Genomic DNA, 20,329 nt, shown 5'->3' with positions numbered 1-20,329 from the left:
AATTTCATAACTGATCATTCACTGGCAGGGATAACTACTGTTTGAATAGCTTTGCCCTGTATTTGGAATGAGGTTTTGTTTCCATTCAAACCCAATTCGATCCCTTTTGTTGACTCACCCTGATTTAACAGAACAACGGCAATAGTTCCATCCGGATTTTGAACGGCTGTAAGCAAAAGTTCTTCATCTCCCGTTCTTTCAAATCCGATGCGTTTAGCTCCGGGTCTTATATACCGGCTAAAATGAGACATTGTGTAGTACAATGGGGTGAAATACACCTCATCCTGATCCGGATCTACGATCACCGGGGCCACACACCAGTTCTGAGCCCAGTTTGGCCCACCTTGCCTGTCTAAGACCATATTCCAGTCGATCCAGCCATCGACCCAATTATTTAGGGTTCCGATCATATCCCTGGCATAGCGGTAAACCGGCACATATTTGGGATGAAGGTGCTTACGATCTTCCGGAGCCCAGTCATAGCCCCAGTCAGTGGCTTCCTTTGACCAATACCAGTCATCGTCCCTCCATTTGGGAACCTCGGCATCTACCGTTGCCTCCGTTTGGATCAGATACTTGTTTGGAGCCTTCTCATGGGCATACTGCAGTTCTTCTGCGAAGATCTTGAAAGTACTGGCGTACCAGTGAACAGCGGTTCCATCATAGTATTTGGCAGCCTCCTCATCGTCATACATAGCGTCTACCCATTCAATGAGCTCTTCATGACGGTTTTGATCATACCCCAGCAATACGACCTCCGGCCAATCCTGATCCAGCTGTGGACCAAGGTGATTCTTAACGAACTCATTCATTTCCTCAGGGGTGTAATGCATACTATCCCAATTACTGTCATTACCCAAAGGTTCATTTTCAACTGTAACACCCCAAATGTCAATGCCTTCTTCCTGGTAAGCTTTTAGGTATTTTGAAAAAAACAGCGCCCAGGTATCATAATATTCGGGCAGAAGTTTTCCACCTCTCCAGTCATTATTGTCTTTCATCCATGGTGGAGCGGTCCACGGCGATGATATGATCTTAAAACCATCCTCTGAAATAGCCATGGCGTCTTTGATCATAGGGATGATATCATCTCGGTCTTCTTCAATCGAAAAGTTCTGAAGGGCTGTATCTCCCGGAACCGGAGCATATGAGTAATTACCCAATGAAAAATCACTTGAATTCATGTGTGTCCGGGTTAGGGAATATCGTGCTCCGGATTCTCCAAAATAGGCTTTAAGGATCCTGTTTCTGTTCTCTTCACTCAGCTGATTCAACAAATATGCGGAAGATTCTGTAAAAGATCCTCCGAAGCCGGTGATCTCCTGAAATGTCTCAGCAGGATCCAGAGTCACATTGATCGTTGTTTCAGAAGGTGTGAACTCCTCAACTTTTGTAAGCTTATTGCCGCTTTCAGAAGTTTCATATACTTCAATGTTCAGGGTGTTCATATCACTGCAATTTGATATTAGAAAAACCAAAGCTAACAGGATTATATATCGAATTGATGAAGTCATATTTATTACTGAGCCTCCTCATTTATTCTATCTTGTATTTCGGTGTTTGTTGGTGGCACTTTTACGGTTTTCATGAGTGAATCAAGGTTACCGTTAAATGTCTTGGTGATAGGCATACCATCACGGGTAAGGCCGTCAAATACCCCGGCATCCACTTCATCCCAAAGCACATATTTAGCCTGTGATTGCAAATTAATGAGCCCAAAGTGATTTTCTGAACCGAGTTGGTTTTGAGCGTCTTTCCATTTTTCATCAAATGCCTCGAAATAAAAAACAGACACATTATTTTCTTCTGACCAATTCCGGATCAACTCATGATAACGGGCTGATTTAAATTCATCGGTTGCCCTGGCTCCTTCGCTCCCATAAAATTCATTAGAAACCGTGGCCCAGCCGGTCTCACCGATATGAACCTGTTTATCTACCCCCTGGCTTTTCATATAATCAACCACGCTTTGATATTGTGAGGTTGCATAATTCAGCGAACGCTGCATAGCTGCCTCGATCTTATCCATATCACTCAGGTCGGTCTCGTCTTCTCTCACTCCCCAGAAATCAGGGTTATAATGAGTATCATGCATCGGATAGGTATGCATTGAAATATAATCCACCGCTTGTATCAGCTTATTCAGGTCGTCCTTATGATAACTTTCACTGCCACCGCCCCAGGAGGCAAAGTTATCTGAGCTTGTGATCCATAGGGACTCAGGCAAATCACCCGAATTTTTTAGATCCTGAAGGTGATCGACCCATCTCAGAATGATTCCCGGCTCAACATAATATTCGGTCTGCCAGTGTACCATGGCTTCATTACCGACAGCTATGATCTTTACGATGTCAGGATATTCCTTGGCTAACGCCACTGCCCGGTCAATTTCCTCTGAATTACGGGGACTGTCTACATCCCGAATTCGCTCAGGTTCTTCTGTCCAGGCATTCTTGGCATCGATCCAGGCTCCCATCATTACATACATCTCAAAATCCGGATCTTCTTCCTTCATTTCACGAATAGCCTGCAATAACCGTGGAACCGCATCCAGGTAGACATTATAGGTTCGTACGATCTTGATGCCCATGGCTGAAAGGATCTCCATGTCTTCCTTTAATTCCGGTACGCACGGCACACTGTCTCGTGTAAGTTCTCTGTATCCGCTATATGATATAGCAGGATAGTTAACAGGATCTTTAAGTATATCTTCTGCGGTCACGTTGGTTTTATCTTGGTTATTGCCGGTTTGACTGTTGCAACCGATCATAAAAACGGTACCAAACAGGATCATAAAAGTGAATAAACGATGAGTGAATGAGTATTTCATGATTCCTGATTTGGTTACCGTAGTTTTTCTTTATTGATTGATACATTGACCTGTTTCACCATTCCCGTACGTTCAAAAATATGACGGGAGGTTTGTTCATCCAGTTCAGGTTCATCAAAGGTCTTCAATGAACCATCCGTAAGCATGACTTCGACTTTGGCAGAGTCTCCAATTTGATAAATAACCGGAACCTGACAGCAGGTAAATACCAGAGAATTATCAGGAGTAGTTATTTCGTATTCCTCTTTTTCGATAGATACCAGTTTTACCGTAGCACCACTCTTAGTGAATTCCTGCCGTTTCAGAAGGGTTGGCTTAAAATGTATGACCCCATCTTTGACATCCAGGCCTAATTCTCCAATTCGAACCAGGATATCTTCCTTCACCTGACCGGTCATGCCGGGTTGCTGGGCCCCTCTGTGATTTGGAGTATGTGAATATGGATCGGTTGGAAAAGCGCCATATACTTCCGGTGATTTATGTATACCGATCCCCTCACCGATCTCATCGAAATGCTTGGCTAATTCCTCAAGAGTATTTTTATCAGCATCAGACTTCTCAGCAGATTCGAAGACCTCTTCCACTGCCAGATACAGTTTAGACACCATATGCCAGTAAATAGAACCTAATCCCTCGTATCCGAAAAATGTTCCTGAACGACCGGTGAAGGCCTTGTGGTCAAATACCTCTTCAAAGATCTCGAGTATCAGGTCTTCTTCTTTCTCTGCGAGTTCTTTATAAGGTGTTGAACTCAGCTTATTTAGTGCCTGTTTAAGGTCTCTGGCATTTTTGAAATTACCATTGAAGTGAAAACCACCCTCGATGTCCTGATTAATGATCTTCTGATTACCATCAGCTATCAATGTTTTAAGTAATTCTGATCCTTCAACCAGCTCTTTAGGGATAATATTCTTTTCAAGGAATCCCGGAAGATCTTTATTAGGGTACAATATGTAGCTATTCTGATCTTCACGGTATAGTGAACTGTTTCTCAGAGCATTGAGAACCTTCAATGATTCTTCAGCCGATAAATAGTTAGCACTCAGAACAGCAACCTGCCCTTCAAGCATTTCATCGAGATAAGAAACCTCAATTCCGTCACCTTCAAAGCTCATCAGGTTATATGCATGATACAGTTCATCGTCCCGCTTGTTGGCACGAATTGTATGCTCCAGATAATCCAATGCAGTAGAAATGAATTTTGATATATCATCTACCTTCACATCAGACATTTGACCGCTGAAGCCCTGCTCATATATCTTAGTTCTGTAATCACTGCCTGCCTGACCCAGCCCTTCTGTAATGGCTTTTCTGTCAGAGTTATTAAAACTTTCTTTGAGCAAACCTTCATGTTTCTGGAGTACGTGCAGAATACTTTCAAACATATCTTTCAGTTCATCGGATATCTTTAGCTCTGTTTGAGAAAGGTTTTCTACGACCGGCTCCAGGAATTTGAGGAATCTGTGCAAATAATACAGTGTAACCATTGAAACCCCGTTACCTACCAGGGCATTATTGGCATCATTCCACTCAGGCCGCTGTGTATTCATCCATATACCAGCTTCCGGAATAAAATTGGAAACCTTAGCCAATACCGTAGCAAGGATCTTCTCCGTAAAGTTTACATGATGGATCTCATCTTTTGAATTGTTTAACAAGGCTCCGTCAGCACCAATTTCTTCAACTCTCTCGCGAATTATAGCATCAGAATGGTCATCGAATTCAATGGTATCCTTCGGATCTTTTGCAATGTCTTCATAAGACTTTATGCGGTATGGAACATTGGCATACACAAACTGATCATGATCAAACAGTTCCGACAAACCACCTTCAACATGGCTTTCATAGAATTCAAGGAATTTGAGCAGATAAATGATCTGATGATCCCCCCAATATCCAATGTATGACCATGGATCATCAGGTTCGATCGTTTCCCAGTCGAAACCTCCTTTTGTGACACGGTATGGATTGTAACCATCAAAAGTAGAGGCATTCAGGAATTTGAAGATCATACCTTCAATGAAGCGGGGATATGAATGAGCCAGTGCTTCCCAATTTTGAAAGATGTCTCTCCAGTTACCTTCGTAATCCAGGATCTTAGACCCGTCTTCTTCGCTATGCGTATTAATAGAGAACCTATTCCATGGTCGGCTTGGGTCACCGTGCCGCCGGCTGAACTTCAATGGTAAGTACTCTTTCCCTAAGCGGATAAGATCCGCATCCTCAGATAGGTCCAGTAACTGATCTAGTTCTGACTTATCAAAGTCTTTACCCAATTTATTCAGGAAACTCTCATTTCTTTGAAAAACATTTTTACTGGCGTTTTTCAGATATTTGGAAAAATCATCCTTTTCGATCTTGTAATTGTGATCGAAAGTACCCCCTCTCATGATGTTGAATAGTGTGTTGGAGTAATGACGGGCGTCCTGAAGTTCATCATCTGTATGCTGCAGACCATCAGCACCGGCTACCAATTCGACTAATTTATTGGTACCCCGAAAAACATCCTGTTCCACCTTATTTCTAAGGTCATTGTCAGAATTTATTGCTTTACTTAATTCTATTACCTGAGACTGACTTTGATTCACATTGGCAATAATTGACCAGTCAGCTTCAGCCTTAGCATCTATTTTAAGATCCTTACTTACAAAATATGCGCCCTTCTCTCCTTTAACATCCTGTTCTTCACTGATCGGTTCCAGTTTTCTGAAACGATCGAGCTGAAGTGATGATACCAGATGTTTTGGGTTATCCAGCCCAAGTGACCAGGCAATATTGGCTTTTAAGGCTTCACTAGGCTCAGCCTTATCAACAATGATCGCACTTAAGGCATATATGCCCAGTCCAGAATCCTTTTCAAGTTCATTTCGTTTATAGGCATCAACCAGATTACTGGATCTCATCTGTAGATCACTGCTGACACCGTATGGCATGATATTCTGTATACCATCAAGCATACTTACTTGTTTAGCCTGATCGGAGAGATTGGTCAGTACAGCCTTCTTGACGAAACCATATAAATTACTCGAATTCCACTGATAGCTGAATTTAAGTCCAAGGTCATGATTGACCTCCTCAAACATGACTTTGTTTCCATATCTGTTCTTATACAGATTTCGGGTGATCTTATACCGATCAGAATAACGTTCAGAAAAAGGTTCCCAAACCAGCTTTTCCCCATTCACAGGCACCTGAAAGATAGTTTTGCTTCCGGTGGTATGAGCAAGTTCGGTGATCTTGTCATCCGTGTAATAAGGAAAGAGTGCATACTCAGCATTCTTTCTACCGGCAGTTAACCCGCCATTACTTGAAATAAACATCCAATGATTTGAATCACTTACGATGCTCATAAAAAAAGGTCTCAATTCGTCAAAATCTGAGATCTTGAACCAGTCTTCTTCGTTGATCTTATTTAGTGATATTGGCACGATATACTGAAGTAAGTTTTATTTAGAAATTAATTGGTTGTTTGCCTTTACTATCACAAATCACTCATCAAAAACTCTTACGTAATCAACGAGCATGGTTTGTGGAAAAGGTGTGCTGGAATTAGGTGGACCAACAAATGAACCACCTACAGCTACGTTTAATATGATATAAAAAGTGTTGTCATTAAAAACCCATTCTCCATTTACATCTTCAGGTGTAATGGTGTTGTATAGGGTATCGTCAACATAATATCTGATAAAATCCGGCCCCCACTCAATGGCAAAAACATGAAATTCTGTATCAAATCTGCCATTGGGCAGTGTGTAACTATCTGTCTCTGCATTTCCACCTGAGTAGCCCGGTCCGTGAACACTGCCATGTACTACAATTGGTTGTTGCCCCCTGTATTCCATGATGTCGATCTCACCGATCTGAGGCCAGCTTACGGTTCCACCTGAATCATCCCCAAGAAGCCAGAAGGCCGGCCAGATTCCTTGCCCAAAAGGCAATTGGATTCGAGCTTCGAAACGTCCATAGGTCCTCTCGAATTTAGTTCGTGTAAGAATTCTGGAGGAAGTGTAATTAGATCCTTCAAAAGATTCCTGGCTGGCTGTGATCCGAAGCATACCATCTTCAACCACAACATTTTCCGGACGATCGGTATAGTACTGGAGTTCATTATTTCCCCACCCTGGCTGACCGAATATCTCGACGCCGGTTCCTATATCATAGACCCAGTTATCTTCATCCGGACTCCCGTTCTGATCGAACTCATCCTGCCAAACCACTTTGGTATAAGTTTTCTCAGGCTCATTATTACTATCGCACCCCATAATGAAGGATGCGAAAATGAGCATTTTGAAAAGTGAAAAGATTAGCCTCCTGATATGCATTTCTGTTCCGCTAAATCTTAGTTTTGGCTTATGTTATCTAAATAGAATGTTCCGGCAGTTGTTCCGGGGCCATCCATAAAGAACACCACCCTTCCATACTGATCTGAAGAACCGAAAGACCAGGTAAGTTCTTCCCATCCACCACCTGTATGGTTAACTTCTACTTGAATGTCAGGAGCTCCTCCTACCCCGGCCTCAAACTTCATGAGTACCGGAATGGCACTGGTGGAATACACATCTGCAGTGACATTAGATCCATTTGACAGGTCAAGTGGGTTTTCAAGGTCCACATAGGCTCCTTCATAAGCGACTCCTGCATTAGTGATTGCACCAACCTGAGAAGCAGTTGCATTCGAACCCGAAGGATCAGGGTTACTCACTACATCAAAAGTAGCTCCATTAAAGACCGTAAATGAGTAATCAATATTGGGATCATCAAATGAAATTGGGACTGATGGAGCTTCTGATATAGTCGTGGCATCCTTATAGAGATAGATGTTATCTACATAAATGGTGGCTCCATTCAACGCAGGCCCTGCATCTGAGTCAAATACAATTTGTCCAAGATTTGATCTGTTGGTCATACCTGAAATATCGAGATCTATATTGATCCATTGACCTGATTCCAGTGGAGGGTTACTTGAGGTTGAAACAGTAGTAGATACTATGGTGTCGTCACCGCCATCAAATGAGTCATCAGCACCAAAATCTCGTAAATTTACGCTGAAAGCTGAACCGGCAGGGACATTATTTGGCAAGTAAATATCCACGCTGAGATTGGTCATATCACTTCCATCAATGGTCGGGACATTTTGATTGAACTCAATACCCACAAAGTTGAAATTCTCATAATTCAGCACACTATTTCCATTAACAGCAAAGTCGTTTGATGTTGTGGTCTGGAATGGTGCATAATATCCATTGTAGAAATCTACCGGCACATTGTCGTATGCATCACTGAATATAGAGATCACATCTTCCGGTGCCTCTGTCGGCGTAGGAGCCGGTGTGAAGCTTCCAATAGATTCAACCGTTAGTGAACCATTTGCCTGATTTTCACCGAGTGAAGCTGTGATCGCGGTAGTACCCTGACCAACGACCGATACAATACCATCTTCGTTAACAGTTGCAACACTCGGATCTGAGGATGTAAAAGTATAGTAAGATGGAGCAGCGGCAACAGTAACGTCTATTCCATTGGCCTGATTGATAGTATAGGCTAAACCCACAACCTGCGTCGTTGACCCAATAAAACTGGTTTCAACAACATCCTCACCATTTTGAATAGCCGGTCTTGGCTGAGCTAATCCTGATAGATTCTCATATTTTACTTCATCAACCCAAAAGGAATATCCATCACCGTCTTCAGGGCCTTCAGCATACCAGAACAACCCTTGTGACGAAGTAAGTAGGGAAGCATCAGGTATGGGTATAACGTACTTTTCCCAATTGGTTGTAAGCTTAAGATTGTTACGCGTTACAACATATGCATTACCAAAGAAATCCTGACCGAATCCAATTTCGTTTATAGTTCCTGCGATGGTCCCTTTAGCATAAAAAGTAAGGGCGTTATAGGATGTCAGGTCTCTTCCACCGTTATCATCTCTGAAAATGGCTCCTGCGTAGGCTCCCTGAGGATCTCCTACATTTGGGACATCAAAGCGCATGGATAATGCAGTTTTATCGTAAGTATCTTCTTCATCCACGCTGAAAGCATCCAGCCTGGATCCTTCAAAAGGATAATATTCTAATCCGGAGCTGAATCCGTCAATAAAAACATCCGGATTTTCAGTGAAACCGGGTTCTTCGAGGCCGTCTACAGATCGTTCACAACCCTGCACAATGAACATGAGTAGCAAACCTGCCAGTATCGTACGTGCGGTATTTTTTAAAACCATTCTTTTCATGTTTCTAGCCTCTTCTTAATTCGTAATGTCAATTTGTATGTATGTTCTGAACTCCCACTCAGTACCGTTGTCAAAACCGGGAGCTGTTGGATCAGGAACCATTTCACCACTTGGATCCATCATATAAGTTGGAGCATACCGTGGGGAATACTGATCGAGTGATCTCCATGTGCCTCTGACTCCAATTCTCGTGGATGGCAGATCGAACCAATCTGGTGTGCCAAGGTCAGTGGAAAAATCAGTCATCAATTGTAATGGGAAGGTCAGGTTGAAATCTCGGTGATAGTCATATGGCCCCCAATCGTCTACTTTAACGAAGCCGCTGAATTTCATCTTCTTGTAGATCATACGCAAATCGCCGCCATATCGGCTGATCAGTCTTGGATCACTGCCATTGGCTTGTGCATCTCCACCGTAAAGGTTTGCAATAATACCGAGGTCTCTGTTAACCTTGGATACGATCCTTGTGTGGACTTCCCAAAGATCTTCTGCGGGTGGTGCACCCGGGAATGGGAAGAAGGTACGTCCATCCGGGAGAATACCTATGGCAGCATCACGGGTGGTCGGCAGATGACGGAACACAAAGCCCAGGCTCATAGCAAAACGAGCGTCTTCAGCCATATCGTTGTTCCATTCATACATGTATGTACCCGGTGTCGGATCATAGGTCAACAGCAGTTCACCGGCTACTTGCTCTCGGTTTCCTCCCACAACAAATGGGTCATCCAGGATGTTACGGGGTCTGGCTGGAGCATCCAGATCAGATGGAATTGGTCCTTCGATCGGTTTTTGCCAAAGGAAGTTTGGAGCAACCTGTATGTTACCGATGTTGTAGGTAAAGCCCGATAGGACGTTATACTGATTTCCGCTTCCACTGTCTTTGAGTCTCCATCCGGTAAAGGTCATGGTTTGGTCTACACCACCATTGGCAACAAGCCCCATCACAGACGATTGTGCATACCAGTTGAACAGCCCTTTTGTATAAGTGAATTTGACCTTTCCACCCCAGTTATCCTCGGGTTTGATCTCATCCACATACACATTGTAGCTGCCATCAGCCTGCTCCCGTACCAGCTGGAATTCACGGCCATTCAATGGCTCACCTGCCCAAATACCTCCGAGTTCAATACCGAAGTTTCCGAAATCACGGCCGGCGGCCAGTGTTACGCGCCTTGTTTTTGGTTGAGGAATAGCAAAAGAACTACCGGTCAACCCTTGTCTCTCAATATCTTCGTGGTAAATTCCTGTCAATGAAGTTTGTCCTACATTGGTAGAATACTTCAGCAGAACCGCCGGGTTAGCACCCCACCATAGTTGTGGACCAAAAGCGAGCTTAAATCCGTCGAACATCTTCTTACCCTCTGCTTCAAAGCCAAAAGGAGCGATACCGTTATAGATATCGATCTGCTCACCGTAATTGGCTTCGGGATAAAGCCCAAAGAAATCACCTTCGTAACCCCAGTGGTAATGGCCTGTACGGTAGAAACCATCCAAATTAAAGTATTCCTGATTCCAGGAGTAACTGGCGCTGTAAACTTCTACTCTGTTAAGTGATTCAGCCGTGATATTTCCGTTCTGACCCAGTAATTCTACCGCACGACCTCTGTTCTCATAAAAGATCTCATCGATCGGATTTTCGGCCACATTCCCCAAAATATTGGTAACTACTTCTGCTCTCATATTGGGTGCCGGCTTGGCCTCAACCCCAATAAAATAGGATTGCATGTGATCAAAACCTTGCTCGTCCGGATATTGAACGGTACCGGGATCTGCATCTTCAGGTGTTGTGATCAGACTCCCTCCGGTATTGAAAGTTTCAAATGTGGCAGAGAACCTGCTTAGTGTGATCAGATCTGAGCTTCCTTCTGCTTGCCCACCACCGGCATTTGCCCTAAGGTCAGCATCAATAATCGATATATTTTCAAAATAACGTTCAAGATCTTCAGGCCTTGTATTTTGCTGATAAGGATTGAACTGGTGAACATCCTTTAAGACATAGTAAGCGGTACGAGGGAATAATTTGTAATACCCTTCCAGATCGGTTGGGCCTTTGGCCATGATACCAAACCACTCTTCATTCATGTTATTCTCACCTTCTGCAAAATCAAACTGATACCCACCATTTGCCCATGATGCATTGGTGTCGTGCGTGTTAAGGCCTTCTGTTTGCCCAAACTTCCACCAACCATCACTGAACTGAAAGGTAAAACCACCAATTGAGTTGTCATTACCCCCCATTCCGGCTGCATTCCTGTAGATCTCTTTCCAGTTACTGAATAAGTAACTTGCCTGTTCGGTCTGGGCTTCCTGAAGAGTTCTGGCGTTAAATCTGTCTGACCCGAATTCAGTCAGTAAAACCGGTTTACCATATTCATTTTCTACTCTTTCATAAAGATCAGTAAAGGTCATACCGCGATAGGTATTGGTTCCAAAGATATCCATGTCAGGTACCAATTCAGCGATAAGGTCCATAAACAGAAGGTCCCCATTCGCAAAGGCAATTGGTCGACTATCGTTGATATTCTTCATTTGGACGGCAGCTTCATTGAAAAGCTCATACATGGCCCGTGCCCGAACTGTTGACTTTCGGTCTTCCATCGGGATGTCTTCTGTTTCAGCACCATCCCAAAATAATCCGTAATTATTTTCATTACCCAATAAGAATAGCAGTAAGCCCGGAGTATCCTGGTATTCTTCTGCAAGCTGAGTAACCTCACTCAAAAGTAGTTCTCGAACCCTTGGATCAGAATATTCAGTATTTGCCATCCAGGCACCATCTATTGTTAGACCATAGCGTCCAAATGAATGATTCAGCATGGTATAGATACCATAGTTATCATAGATATAGGTGATCCAACGTTTTGGAATGCCGGTATATACACGAATAGCATTGACACCCATATTCTTCAACAGGGACATTTCATAGTCAAGGGCTCGCTGAATGAACTCCGGTGACTGATTCCATAAACTGTACGCGTAGTTGGTACCCCTTGGAAAATAATCCCAGTTCATACCGTTAATGATTTCTGGTTCACCATCAACAAGTAGTTGCCAACCCTCTGGCGTTTTCTCAACGGTAACCTCTTCTGATTGACCCATTATTGCAGTGGAAATACCCAGTAACACAATGAGTAGAAAGACGGGCTTTTTCATATCTGATTTGTTTAGTCGTGTTCGTTCATTTGTACCTGAGAGGACATCAATTCAGTTATAATCAACTCAGCACTCGAGACATTAACATCAGACACGTGGAATATCAATATTTACAATGTATATACACCACCTATGGAACCGCTTTTCTACCCCTAAAAAGCCCTTTTATGGTTTCTTAAGCAATCTATTTGATGTCAACAAATCTTTACTAATTTGTTAAGAAAAATTACACTGTATATATGAATTATAGGTAGGATCTTGTGTTTTTACACTTATGAATAGAATTTTAATGGTGGGCTTAACTCTATTCATCACTTACTAAAATGATCTTACGAAATGCTTAGTAACTATCATTTTTTCGTATGTAAAGATGATATGAAGAGCTCTAGAAAATATTTCATCTCTTAAGACTTAAAGCGAGCCAAAAAAGTATTAACTACATCCAATACTTATCGAACGCTGACTTAAGAGCTCAACTCTAGCAACTCTCTGACTTGCATAAAGAATAACAGGAATTGTATTAAAGAAAACACAAAACCTGTATTGGAAATCAGAGACTTCCTGAGCACGATCTTTTCAATCTTAGTTTCGCCTAAGACCGAAAAGTTTTTCTGCATTTATATAATCAGCGATCACATATTGCGCCGGTACTGCCCGCCCACTTCATAGAGTGCATGTGATATCTGTCCCAGTGAAGCCACCTTAACGGTTTCCATCAACTCCTCAAATAAGTTTCCTTTGTTCCGGGCAACCTCCTTAAGTCTTGCGATGGCCTGTTCCGCCTCTTTTTCATTGCGTTTCCAAAAGGCTTCCAGGTTTTCGATCTGCTGTCGTTTCTCCTCTTCTGTTGAACGGATAAGCTCGATCGTTTTCTCTTCTTCCTCCCCTCCATCTTCTTTCTGGAAGGTATTAACACCAATGATCGGCAGTTCGCCGGAATGCTTTTTGGATTCATAATAGAGACTCTCGTCCTGGATCTTACCGCGTTGGTACATATTTTCCATGGCTCCCAATACTCCACCTCGTTCGGTGATACGGTCGAATTCAGTAAGAATAGCCTCCTCAACAAGGTCGGTCAATTCTTCTATGAAGTAGGAACCCTGATTGATATTCTCATTTTTAGCAGTTCCCAGCTCTTTGTTGATGATCATCTGGATAGCAAGGGCACGGCGAACCGATTCCTCTGTCGGTGTTGTAATGGCCTCATCATAAGCATTGGTATGAAGAGAGTTACAGTTATCATAGATAGCCAATAATGCCTGCAAGGTAGTTCGGATATCATTGAACTGAATCTCCTGAGCATGTAATGAACGACCACTTGTTTGGATATGATACTTCAGTTTCTGGGATCGGTCATTGGCCTCATATTTATTTTTCATGGCAACGGCCCAGATCCTGCGGGCTACACGCCCGATGACCGCATATTCAGGGTCTAGTCCATTACTAAAGAAGAACGAAAGATTATGGGCAAAATCATCCACATCCAAACCGCGAGCCAGATAGTATTCCACAAAGGTAAATCCATTGGCTAAGGTAAAGGCAGCCTGAGTGATCGGATTTGCACCGGCTTCAGCAATATGGTAGCCGGATATTGATACTGAATAATAATTCCTGACCTTATGATCGGTGAAGTAGGTCTGTATATCCCCCATCATCTTCAGGGCAAATTCAGTGGAGAAGATACAGGTGTTTTGAGCCTGATCTTCTTTTAGAATATCAGCCTGAACGGTTCCCCGAACCACATTTAATGTATCTTCCTTGATCCTATCATAGGTTTCCTTATCAACCAGTTCGTCTCCGGTTATTCCCAGCAGACCAAGTCCAAATCCATCACTGCCTGCTGGAATTTCGATACCATACTCAGGAGGCTTAACTCCTCGTTCCTTGAAGTATTTTTTTATCCTTTTCTTAGCCTGCTCCCATTTTCCGTTTTCCTTCAGGTGCCTTTCTACTTCCTGATCAATGGCCGTATTCATAAACATGGCGAGTATCATAGGCGCCGGCCCATTGATGGTCATGGATACTGAGGTTTTGGGAGAGGTCAGCTCAAATCCGGAGTACAATTTCTTCATGTCATCAAGTGTACAAATACTCACGCCTGAGTTACCGATCTTACCATAAATATCCGGACGATAGCCGGGGTCTTCACCGTACAAGGTAACTGAATCAAATGCCGTTGATAACCGGGCAGCGGGCATGCCTTCACTTACATAATGAAAACGCTTGTTCGTACGCTCAGGTGTTCCTTCACCGGCAAACATTCTGGTTGGGTCCTCTCCTTCACGTTTAAAAGGAAACACGCCTGCCGTATATGGAAAATATCCGGGAAGGTTTTCTTTCAGGGCAAACTTGAGCTGCTCACCTTTGTTCTTGGTCTTAGGAAGTGCAACACGAGGGATCATCAACCCGCTAAGAGATTCCCGATACAATTTATTTTTAAAGGTCTTGTTGCGGATCTTAACCTCAAAGTGTTCCTGTTGATACTGCTCGAACAGTTCATCCCACCCTTCAATGATGCGTTTAGGCAGTACATCCAGCTTGGTCAACCAATGCTCTCGCATTTTGGCAAGATTCTCCTTCATGACCTCTTTTTCATCCGGATTCCAATTCTCAAGCTGATCGATGGTTCCCGATACCTGATCCAGTTTTGAAGCTACATCTACCTGTTCCTCAACCCACTCATGATAATCACGCACGGTTTCAGAGATCTCAGACAAATAACGAACCCGCTTTCCAGGAATAATAGCTTGTGCCTGAATATCCTCTGCCGGTTTTGGATTGGTATATATCTTTGTTTTCCAGCCAATATCATATCGGTCGTTGATGTAATCCACTATAGCTTTGAATAACCGGTTCACACCCTCGTCGTTGAACTGAGCCGCGATGGTTGGATATACAGGCGTCTCTTCCTGCTTGGCATGCCATCTGCCTGAATTACGGATCATTTGCTTACGGATATCACGCAATGCATCAAGTGATCCCTTCTTCTCAAATTTATTCAGAACCACCAACTCAGCAAGATCCAGCATATTTATCTTCTCAAGCTGTGTAGCAGCGCCATACTCACTGGTCATTACATAAATTGGAATATCGGTGTATTCCACGATCTCAGTTCCACTCTGACCAATTCCTGAGGTTTCAACGATGATAAGGTCAAAACCTGCAGCTTTGTATAATTCGATGGCACCTAATAATCCTTTGCTGGTCGACCGGTTTGAGGCCCGGGTTGCCATACTTCGCATATACACTCTTTCAGTGTCAATGCTGTTCATGCGGATACGATCACCCAGTAAGGCACCACCTGTTTTTACCTTGGAAGGGTCAACAGAGATTATTCCGATAGTCATTTCTTCAAATTCTGTCAGAAATCTTCGAACAATTTCATCCGTCAGTGAACTTTTACCGGCTCCTCCTGTCCCTGTGATTCCCACTAATGGGATGGTCTTATCACCAGTCTTGATTTCGTTATCCTTATCATCGATCAGTTTCCCATCATTATAAGTCAGGATATCTGTATGGTCATTTTCGATGGCCGTCAAGGCTCTGGCAAGCTGTCCGTTTTCACGTTTCAATACTTTCTTTATATCCGGTTTGCTCACCTCAATAGGATCGAAGTCACATTCTTCAAGCATGAAATTGATCATGCCCTGAAGTCCCATCTTACTTCCATCTTCCACAGAAAAGATACGGGTCACTCCGGCATCGTGCAGGTCTTCAATTTCTTCCTGAACGATAACACCGCCTCCACCGCCAAATACTTTGATATGGCCGGCTCCATTTTCCTCAAGCAGCTCGATCATGTATTTGAAATACTCGACGTGGCCACCCTGATAAGAACTTATTGCAATACCTTGTGCATCTTCCTGAATGGCACAATTCACGATCTCGTGAACAGATCGGTTATGTCCCAAATGAATGACCTCCGCACCGCTACTCTGCAAAATCCGACGCATTATATTTATGCTGGCATCATGACCGTCAAACAAACTGGCGGCCGTAACAAATCGGATCTTATTTTTTGATTGATACGGCTGTTGATTCACAGTTCCGTTTTCTTCAGCAGTTTTCTTCTTTGATGACTTAGACTTCGTTTCTACAGACATAACTTAAATTCTTGATAATTGGAAGCGGTTCCAAAAGATAACGATTTGTTTAGGGATTTTCGATGCTTGTTTACGATGTTTATTAAACCAGGTGGCAAATCAAATAGCAGGCCCTGAGTCCTTATTTTTGGGCTCTTTATACACCAGCGTTCGGTGAGGGAACGGTATCTCTATACCTTCCTTGTCAAAGCGTTTTTTAATGCTTTCAAGCAGATCACACCCCATAACGAAAGCATCAGGCGGATTATTGGCCCAACTCCATGCCCTTAAATTGACTGAAGATTCTCCCATAAGAATAACCCTGACCGGGACGATATCTTCACCGGCTTCCTTTTGTTCTTCAGTTCTAACATCAACAAATAGTGGGTGGGCAAGAACTTCTTCTTTCATGATCTTTTTAGCCAGATCAATATCAGAGTCGTAACTGATTCCCATATCAATGAACTTACAGATCTGATTATCCTCGTAATTAGAGTTGATCACAACCTCATTACTGATAACAGAGTTGGGTATGATGATCCGTTTGTTCTCGAAATTTCTGATCACGGTATGACGCAAATTTATGTCTTCTACAACTCCGTTGAGATCCATTCTAACTAATATTCGGTCTCCGATCTTGTAGGGTTTAAAGATCACGATGAACAGTCCGCCAATCACATTCGATAAGGCAGCCTGAGAGGCAAAACCTACGGCTACGGCCAATAGACCGGCACCGGCCAGCAATGAAGCTGCAATTACTCTTAACTGCGGGATCATATAGATCGCAAAGCTGAACCCTGTCAAATAGATCAACACTATGACAGATCGTTTAAAAAAGACAAGATTGGTCACATCCTCGTTATCGTCTGCTGCCTTGGTTCGCTTTATCATCAGATTGATGATCCGGGTAGTGACCGAGGCGATTATAATGGTCAATAAAATGATCACCCCTACCAGAATGGGCAGGTGCCAGGTTTGATCGATATAATTTGATAATAAGTCACTCATAAATGTCTAATCAAAGGTAATTTGCACTTCTGATGTAAAACCAACCTGAACATTGACGTTTTGTTGGATATAGTATTTTTCAGGTGTACGATAGGGATCCGCATTTCCCATATTCCATTGCTGATCACCGTTTTCATCCCTAAACACTTTCAGTGTATATCTTATGGGGGGAAGGTCAGTTATGTATATTTGCTCATTGAAATTTAATGATCTTATTTCACTTCCTGAAGGATCATGAAGAGTTACGATGTGTGTCTGCGTTGTATCAGTATCCAGAATTCTGATATCAATATCACCAAATTCAGTGGAATCCCAGATATTCGGCTCAAACAATTGCCTTCTCATCGTGACCGGATTCCACGCCAGGAACTGATAATCAACCCCTTCGATCCACCCTCCCTGAGGACTTATTATCAAGCGATTGCCTTCTGTTTTGATTTCAGGCCAGTCATCAAAATCAATTTCGCCCTCTATCACCACCAGGGAATCTACGATCTCCGGCTGTGTGATCGGTGCAGCATAAATTATCGTGATGGGCTCATTCACCAACAGGTCTTTATTCAGGTCACGACCAATAATGCGCTGTTTTGTGGTGTCTTCCTGTGCTGTGCCCGTAAATTCAACATATCCTGAATCAGGAGAATTTCCGGAAAGATCTGTGACACCCCGAAGATCTATCAGATAAGTAACATCTTCCAGTAAAGGCGCCTCACTTTGGGCAAAAAGCACAAAAGGATCACTTTCTGAAATGTACAAAGGATAAGCTGTTGTATAGGGATTCTCCAGACTGTCCGCAATGGTGAGTGAAATTTCTTTACTCGTGGTGATATTTTCACTAAACCTTAAACGCATCCTGTTTTGAGAAAATAGCCCTACACCTTGTAAATCCGGCCTTATGGTATCAGGTTGGGCGACGTACACAACATCCAGGGTGTCTGATGAAGACTTCTGAAGCCTGATTATCTCCTCGTAAAACGGATAGGCAGATTCATTTCCCCGGTCCCATATCTTATTTCGGTTTCTGTCATCCACTACTAATGCTTTATAACTTCCCTCTGCCAGATAAGAAAAGTTGAAAGTTCCACCGGTATCGGTCTGTGCCTGATAGGTTGCACGCTGGGCCAGGTCAAATGGTTGACGGTATAATAGCACTCTTGTATTCTCAGCCGGTTCTCCGGTATCTGCCAGCCTGATTCTGCCCATAATTTCACCACTATCTATCTCATCACCGGTTGAAACAGCTAAAGTGTATGGTTTAGACATCTTATTATTTCGGGTATCTGTGATCTCAGTCCCCAGTTTTATGATCACCGTTGTGGAATCAGGAAATTCATCTTTAAATTCAATACTCATCATCTTCCTCTTCCAGGATACCTCATAACTTATACCCAGATCAGGCTCAATGGTGATCGCATTTCTGGCATTATTTCGGTTCACGAATTCATCAAAATAGAACTCAAAGTTACTGCCATCATAATTTACGGTTCCACTTTCAGGTATGGTATTCACAATAACCGGTCCGGCCTTATCCTGTGGCCCACCAGTTGGGGCAATTGGCGTTGCACAGGACCAAAATCCAAAAAATATAGCTAACACCAACATGTGATATAACAATCGGCTATTATTCACGTACATTCACTACAGTTAATAACTCAAGTTTGTCTGATTCAAAATTCATCTGCTCTTAATGGCTGCCAAGATAACTATAAATCATGCCCGAATTCATCTATTTTACGTTGGGGTGATCATTTTACTTAGTGGATGTCACGCTTATGTTTTGGATGATGCCCAGGCCGATCTCAGAAATACGTTTACAGCGGGTAATTACGAAAACGCATCCGAGCTTATGAAGAAATTTGAGAGTGATGAAGTCTATCGCTCTAAGGATGCTGTTCTGAAGAATCTCGAAGGTGGGATGATCTATCATTTTGCCGGTGATTATGATAGTTCAAATACTTACCTGAATAATGCTGAATATCTTATCGAAGACGCCTATACAAAAAGTGTCAGCCGTGGTATTGGTTCCTTCCTTAACAACGACAACACTCTCACTTATGATGGCGAACCTTATGAAGATGTTTACCTGAACGCCTTCAAAAGCCTCAACTTCATGCATCAACAGGATCTTGAATCTGCCCTGGTCGAGGCCAGAAGAATGTCCTATAAAATGGAGAGACTTGATATCCGTTTAAAAGGGTTGGTTGATGCTTTTGCAAAATCAGACAGTTCGGGACAGGCCTGGAGTTCAGGCGAGATCAATATACAGAACAGTGCCTTCAGTCATTTCTTATCATCAGTACTGTTTGCCAAAACCGGTAAATTTGATGATTCAAGGATAGAATTTGAAAAATTTTCTTCCGCTATTAAGGAACAAGACACCATTGGCAGTTTGCTAAAGTCTGATCCGGACCATTTGAGCCATATACAGGAACCTCAGACTTACAATGTATTGATCACTGCTTTTTCTGGACAAGCACCCATTAAAGTGCAGGAAGATTTTCGCCTATGGCTCGATGATGGGGATGATGACAGTTTTTATGTTAAATTCTCCCTTCCCAAATTATTGATGTATAACTCCCGCGTGCGTGCGATACGTGTAAGAACTGATACCCTTTCCTCGCCTCTCTATCTAGTTGAGGAAATGGATGAAGTTTCGGCTGAGATATATCAAGCTAAGAAACCCATTATTTACACCCGTTCATTACTTAGAGCTACAGTAAAAGCAACCGGATCAACCCTGATAAGTTCAAGCGTTAAGAAGAAACATAAGAACTGGGGATTTCTGCTCGAAGTATTGGGTATGATCGGACAGGAGACCACAGAAAAAGCGGACCTACGCGGCTGGCAAACCCTTCCGGGAAAAGCCTGGGTCAATACTTTGAAATTACCGGAAGGTACCCATGAACTTGAAATAGAATATTTATCTGCTAATAACTCCCTTCTCTACTCCGAAACCTATGAAATCAACGTTTCCGGAACCAATGAGTTGTTACTGGTAGAATCCATTTACTCACATTAATTAATCAA

Annotated in this window: 10 protein-coding genes; 1 reads left to right on the top strand and 9 read right to left on the bottom strand. The window is 42.8% G+C overall.

What is annotated here, in order from left to right:
- Nucleotides 1-14 precede the first annotated feature (14 nt).
- The 9 genes from AC13FX_RS12245 to AC13FX_RS12205 all read right to left on the bottom strand — a co-directional run bounded on the left by AC13FX_RS12245 (nucleotide 15) and on the right by AC13FX_RS12205 (nucleotide 18,937).
- Nucleotides 15-1,448, bottom strand: a complete 1,434-nt coding sequence (locus AC13FX_RS12245) for a glycoside hydrolase family 30 protein (protein ID WP_482881008.1) — start codon at nucleotides 1,446-1,448, stop codon at nucleotides 15-17.
- Nucleotides 1,449-1,519: 71 nt separating this feature from the next.
- A complete protein-coding gene (locus AC13FX_RS12240) occupies nucleotides 1,520-2,830 on the bottom strand; it encodes a glycoside hydrolase family 17 protein (protein WP_482881007.1) in 1,311 nt (436 codons plus the stop codon).
- A 14-nt stretch (nucleotides 2,831-2,844) separates the two neighbouring features.
- The gene (locus tag AC13FX_RS12235) at nucleotides 2,845-6,258 is read right to left on the bottom strand and encodes a hypothetical protein (protein WP_482881005.1); all 3,414 of its coding nucleotides are present in this window, start codon (nucleotides 6,256-6,258) and stop codon (nucleotides 2,845-2,847) included.
- Between the two features lie 60 nt (nucleotides 6,259-6,318).
- Nucleotides 6,319-7,116 carry a glycoside hydrolase family 16 protein gene (locus AC13FX_RS12230; RefSeq protein ID WP_482881003.1) on the bottom strand — a complete coding sequence of 266 codons (798 nt, stop codon included), beginning with the start codon at nucleotides 7,114-7,116 and terminating at the stop codon, nucleotides 6,319-6,321.
- A gap of 53 nt (nucleotides 7,117-7,169) precedes the next feature.
- Nucleotides 7,170-9,059, bottom strand: a complete 1,890-nt coding sequence (locus AC13FX_RS12225; RefSeq protein WP_482881001.1) for an Ig-like domain-containing protein — start codon at nucleotides 9,057-9,059, stop codon at nucleotides 7,170-7,172.
- Between the two features lie 15 nt (nucleotides 9,060-9,074).
- Nucleotides 9,075-12,212, bottom strand: a complete 3,138-nt coding sequence (locus tag AC13FX_RS12220) for a glycoside hydrolase family 2 TIM barrel-domain containing protein (protein ID WP_482881000.1) — start codon at nucleotides 12,210-12,212, stop codon at nucleotides 9,075-9,077.
- 632 nt (nucleotides 12,213-12,844) lie between these two features.
- Nucleotides 12,845-16,315 carry a methylmalonyl-CoA mutase family protein gene (locus tag AC13FX_RS12215; protein WP_482880999.1) on the bottom strand — a complete coding sequence of 1,157 codons (3,471 nt, stop codon included), beginning with the start codon at nucleotides 16,313-16,315 and terminating at the stop codon, nucleotides 12,845-12,847.
- A gap of 99 nt (nucleotides 16,316-16,414) precedes the next feature.
- Nucleotides 16,415-17,302 carry a mechanosensitive ion channel family protein gene (locus AC13FX_RS12210; protein ID WP_482880998.1) on the bottom strand — a complete coding sequence of 296 codons (888 nt, stop codon included), beginning with the start codon at nucleotides 17,300-17,302 and terminating at the stop codon, nucleotides 16,415-16,417.
- A gap of 6 nt (nucleotides 17,303-17,308) precedes the next feature.
- Nucleotides 17,309-18,937, bottom strand: coding sequence for an Ig-like domain-containing domain (locus AC13FX_RS12205; protein WP_482880997.1), 1,629 nt, complete (start codon nucleotides 18,935-18,937; stop codon nucleotides 17,309-17,311).
- Between the two features lie 52 nt (nucleotides 18,938-18,989).
- Between AC13FX_RS12205 and AC13FX_RS12200 the strand changes: the two genes are divergently transcribed.
- Nucleotides 18,990-20,321 carry a COG3014 family protein gene (locus AC13FX_RS12200; RefSeq protein ID WP_482880995.1) on the top strand — a complete coding sequence of 444 codons (1,332 nt, stop codon included), beginning with the start codon at nucleotides 18,990-18,992 and terminating at the stop codon, nucleotides 20,319-20,321.
- Nucleotides 20,322-20,329 lie beyond the last annotated feature (8 nt).

This window comes from Gracilimonas sp. B-17, from assembly GCF_056857935.1.
The sequence above is the reverse complement of the archived record's forward strand: the minus strand, read 5'-3'. Positions and strand labels throughout refer to the sequence as shown.

Excerpts from the sequence above, each read along its gene's own strand:
- AC13FX_RS12210 (WP_482880998.1), bottom strand. The coding sequence starts at position 17,302 with ATGAGTGACTTATTATCAAATTATATCGATCAAACCTGGCACCTGCCC.
- AC13FX_RS12225 (WP_482881001.1), bottom strand. The coding sequence starts at position 9,059 with ATGAAAAGAATGGTTTTAAAAAATACCGCACGTACGATACTGGCAGGT.
- AC13FX_RS12205 (WP_482880997.1), bottom strand. The coding sequence starts at position 18,937 with ATGTACGTGAATAATAGCCGATTGTTATATCACATGTTGGTGTTAGCT.
- AC13FX_RS12245 (WP_482881008.1), bottom strand. The coding sequence starts at position 1,448 with ATGAACACCCTGAACATTGAAGTATATGAAACTTCTGAAAGCGGCAAT.
- AC13FX_RS12240 (WP_482881007.1), bottom strand. The coding sequence starts at position 2,830 with ATGAAATACTCATTCACTCATCGTTTATTCACTTTTATGATCCTGTTT.
- AC13FX_RS12215 (WP_482880999.1), bottom strand. The coding sequence starts at position 16,315 with ATGTCTGTAGAAACGAAGTCTAAGTCATCAAAGAAGAAAACTGCTGAA.
- AC13FX_RS12200 (WP_482880995.1), top strand. The coding sequence starts at position 18,990 with ATGGCTGCCAAGATAACTATAAATCATGCCCGAATTCATCTATTTTAC.
- AC13FX_RS12230 (WP_482881003.1), bottom strand. The coding sequence starts at position 7,116 with ATGCTCATTTTCGCATCCTTCATTATGGGGTGCGATAGTAATAATGAG.
- AC13FX_RS12220 (WP_482881000.1), bottom strand. The coding sequence starts at position 12,212 with ATGAAAAAGCCCGTCTTTCTACTCATTGTGTTACTGGGTATTTCCACT.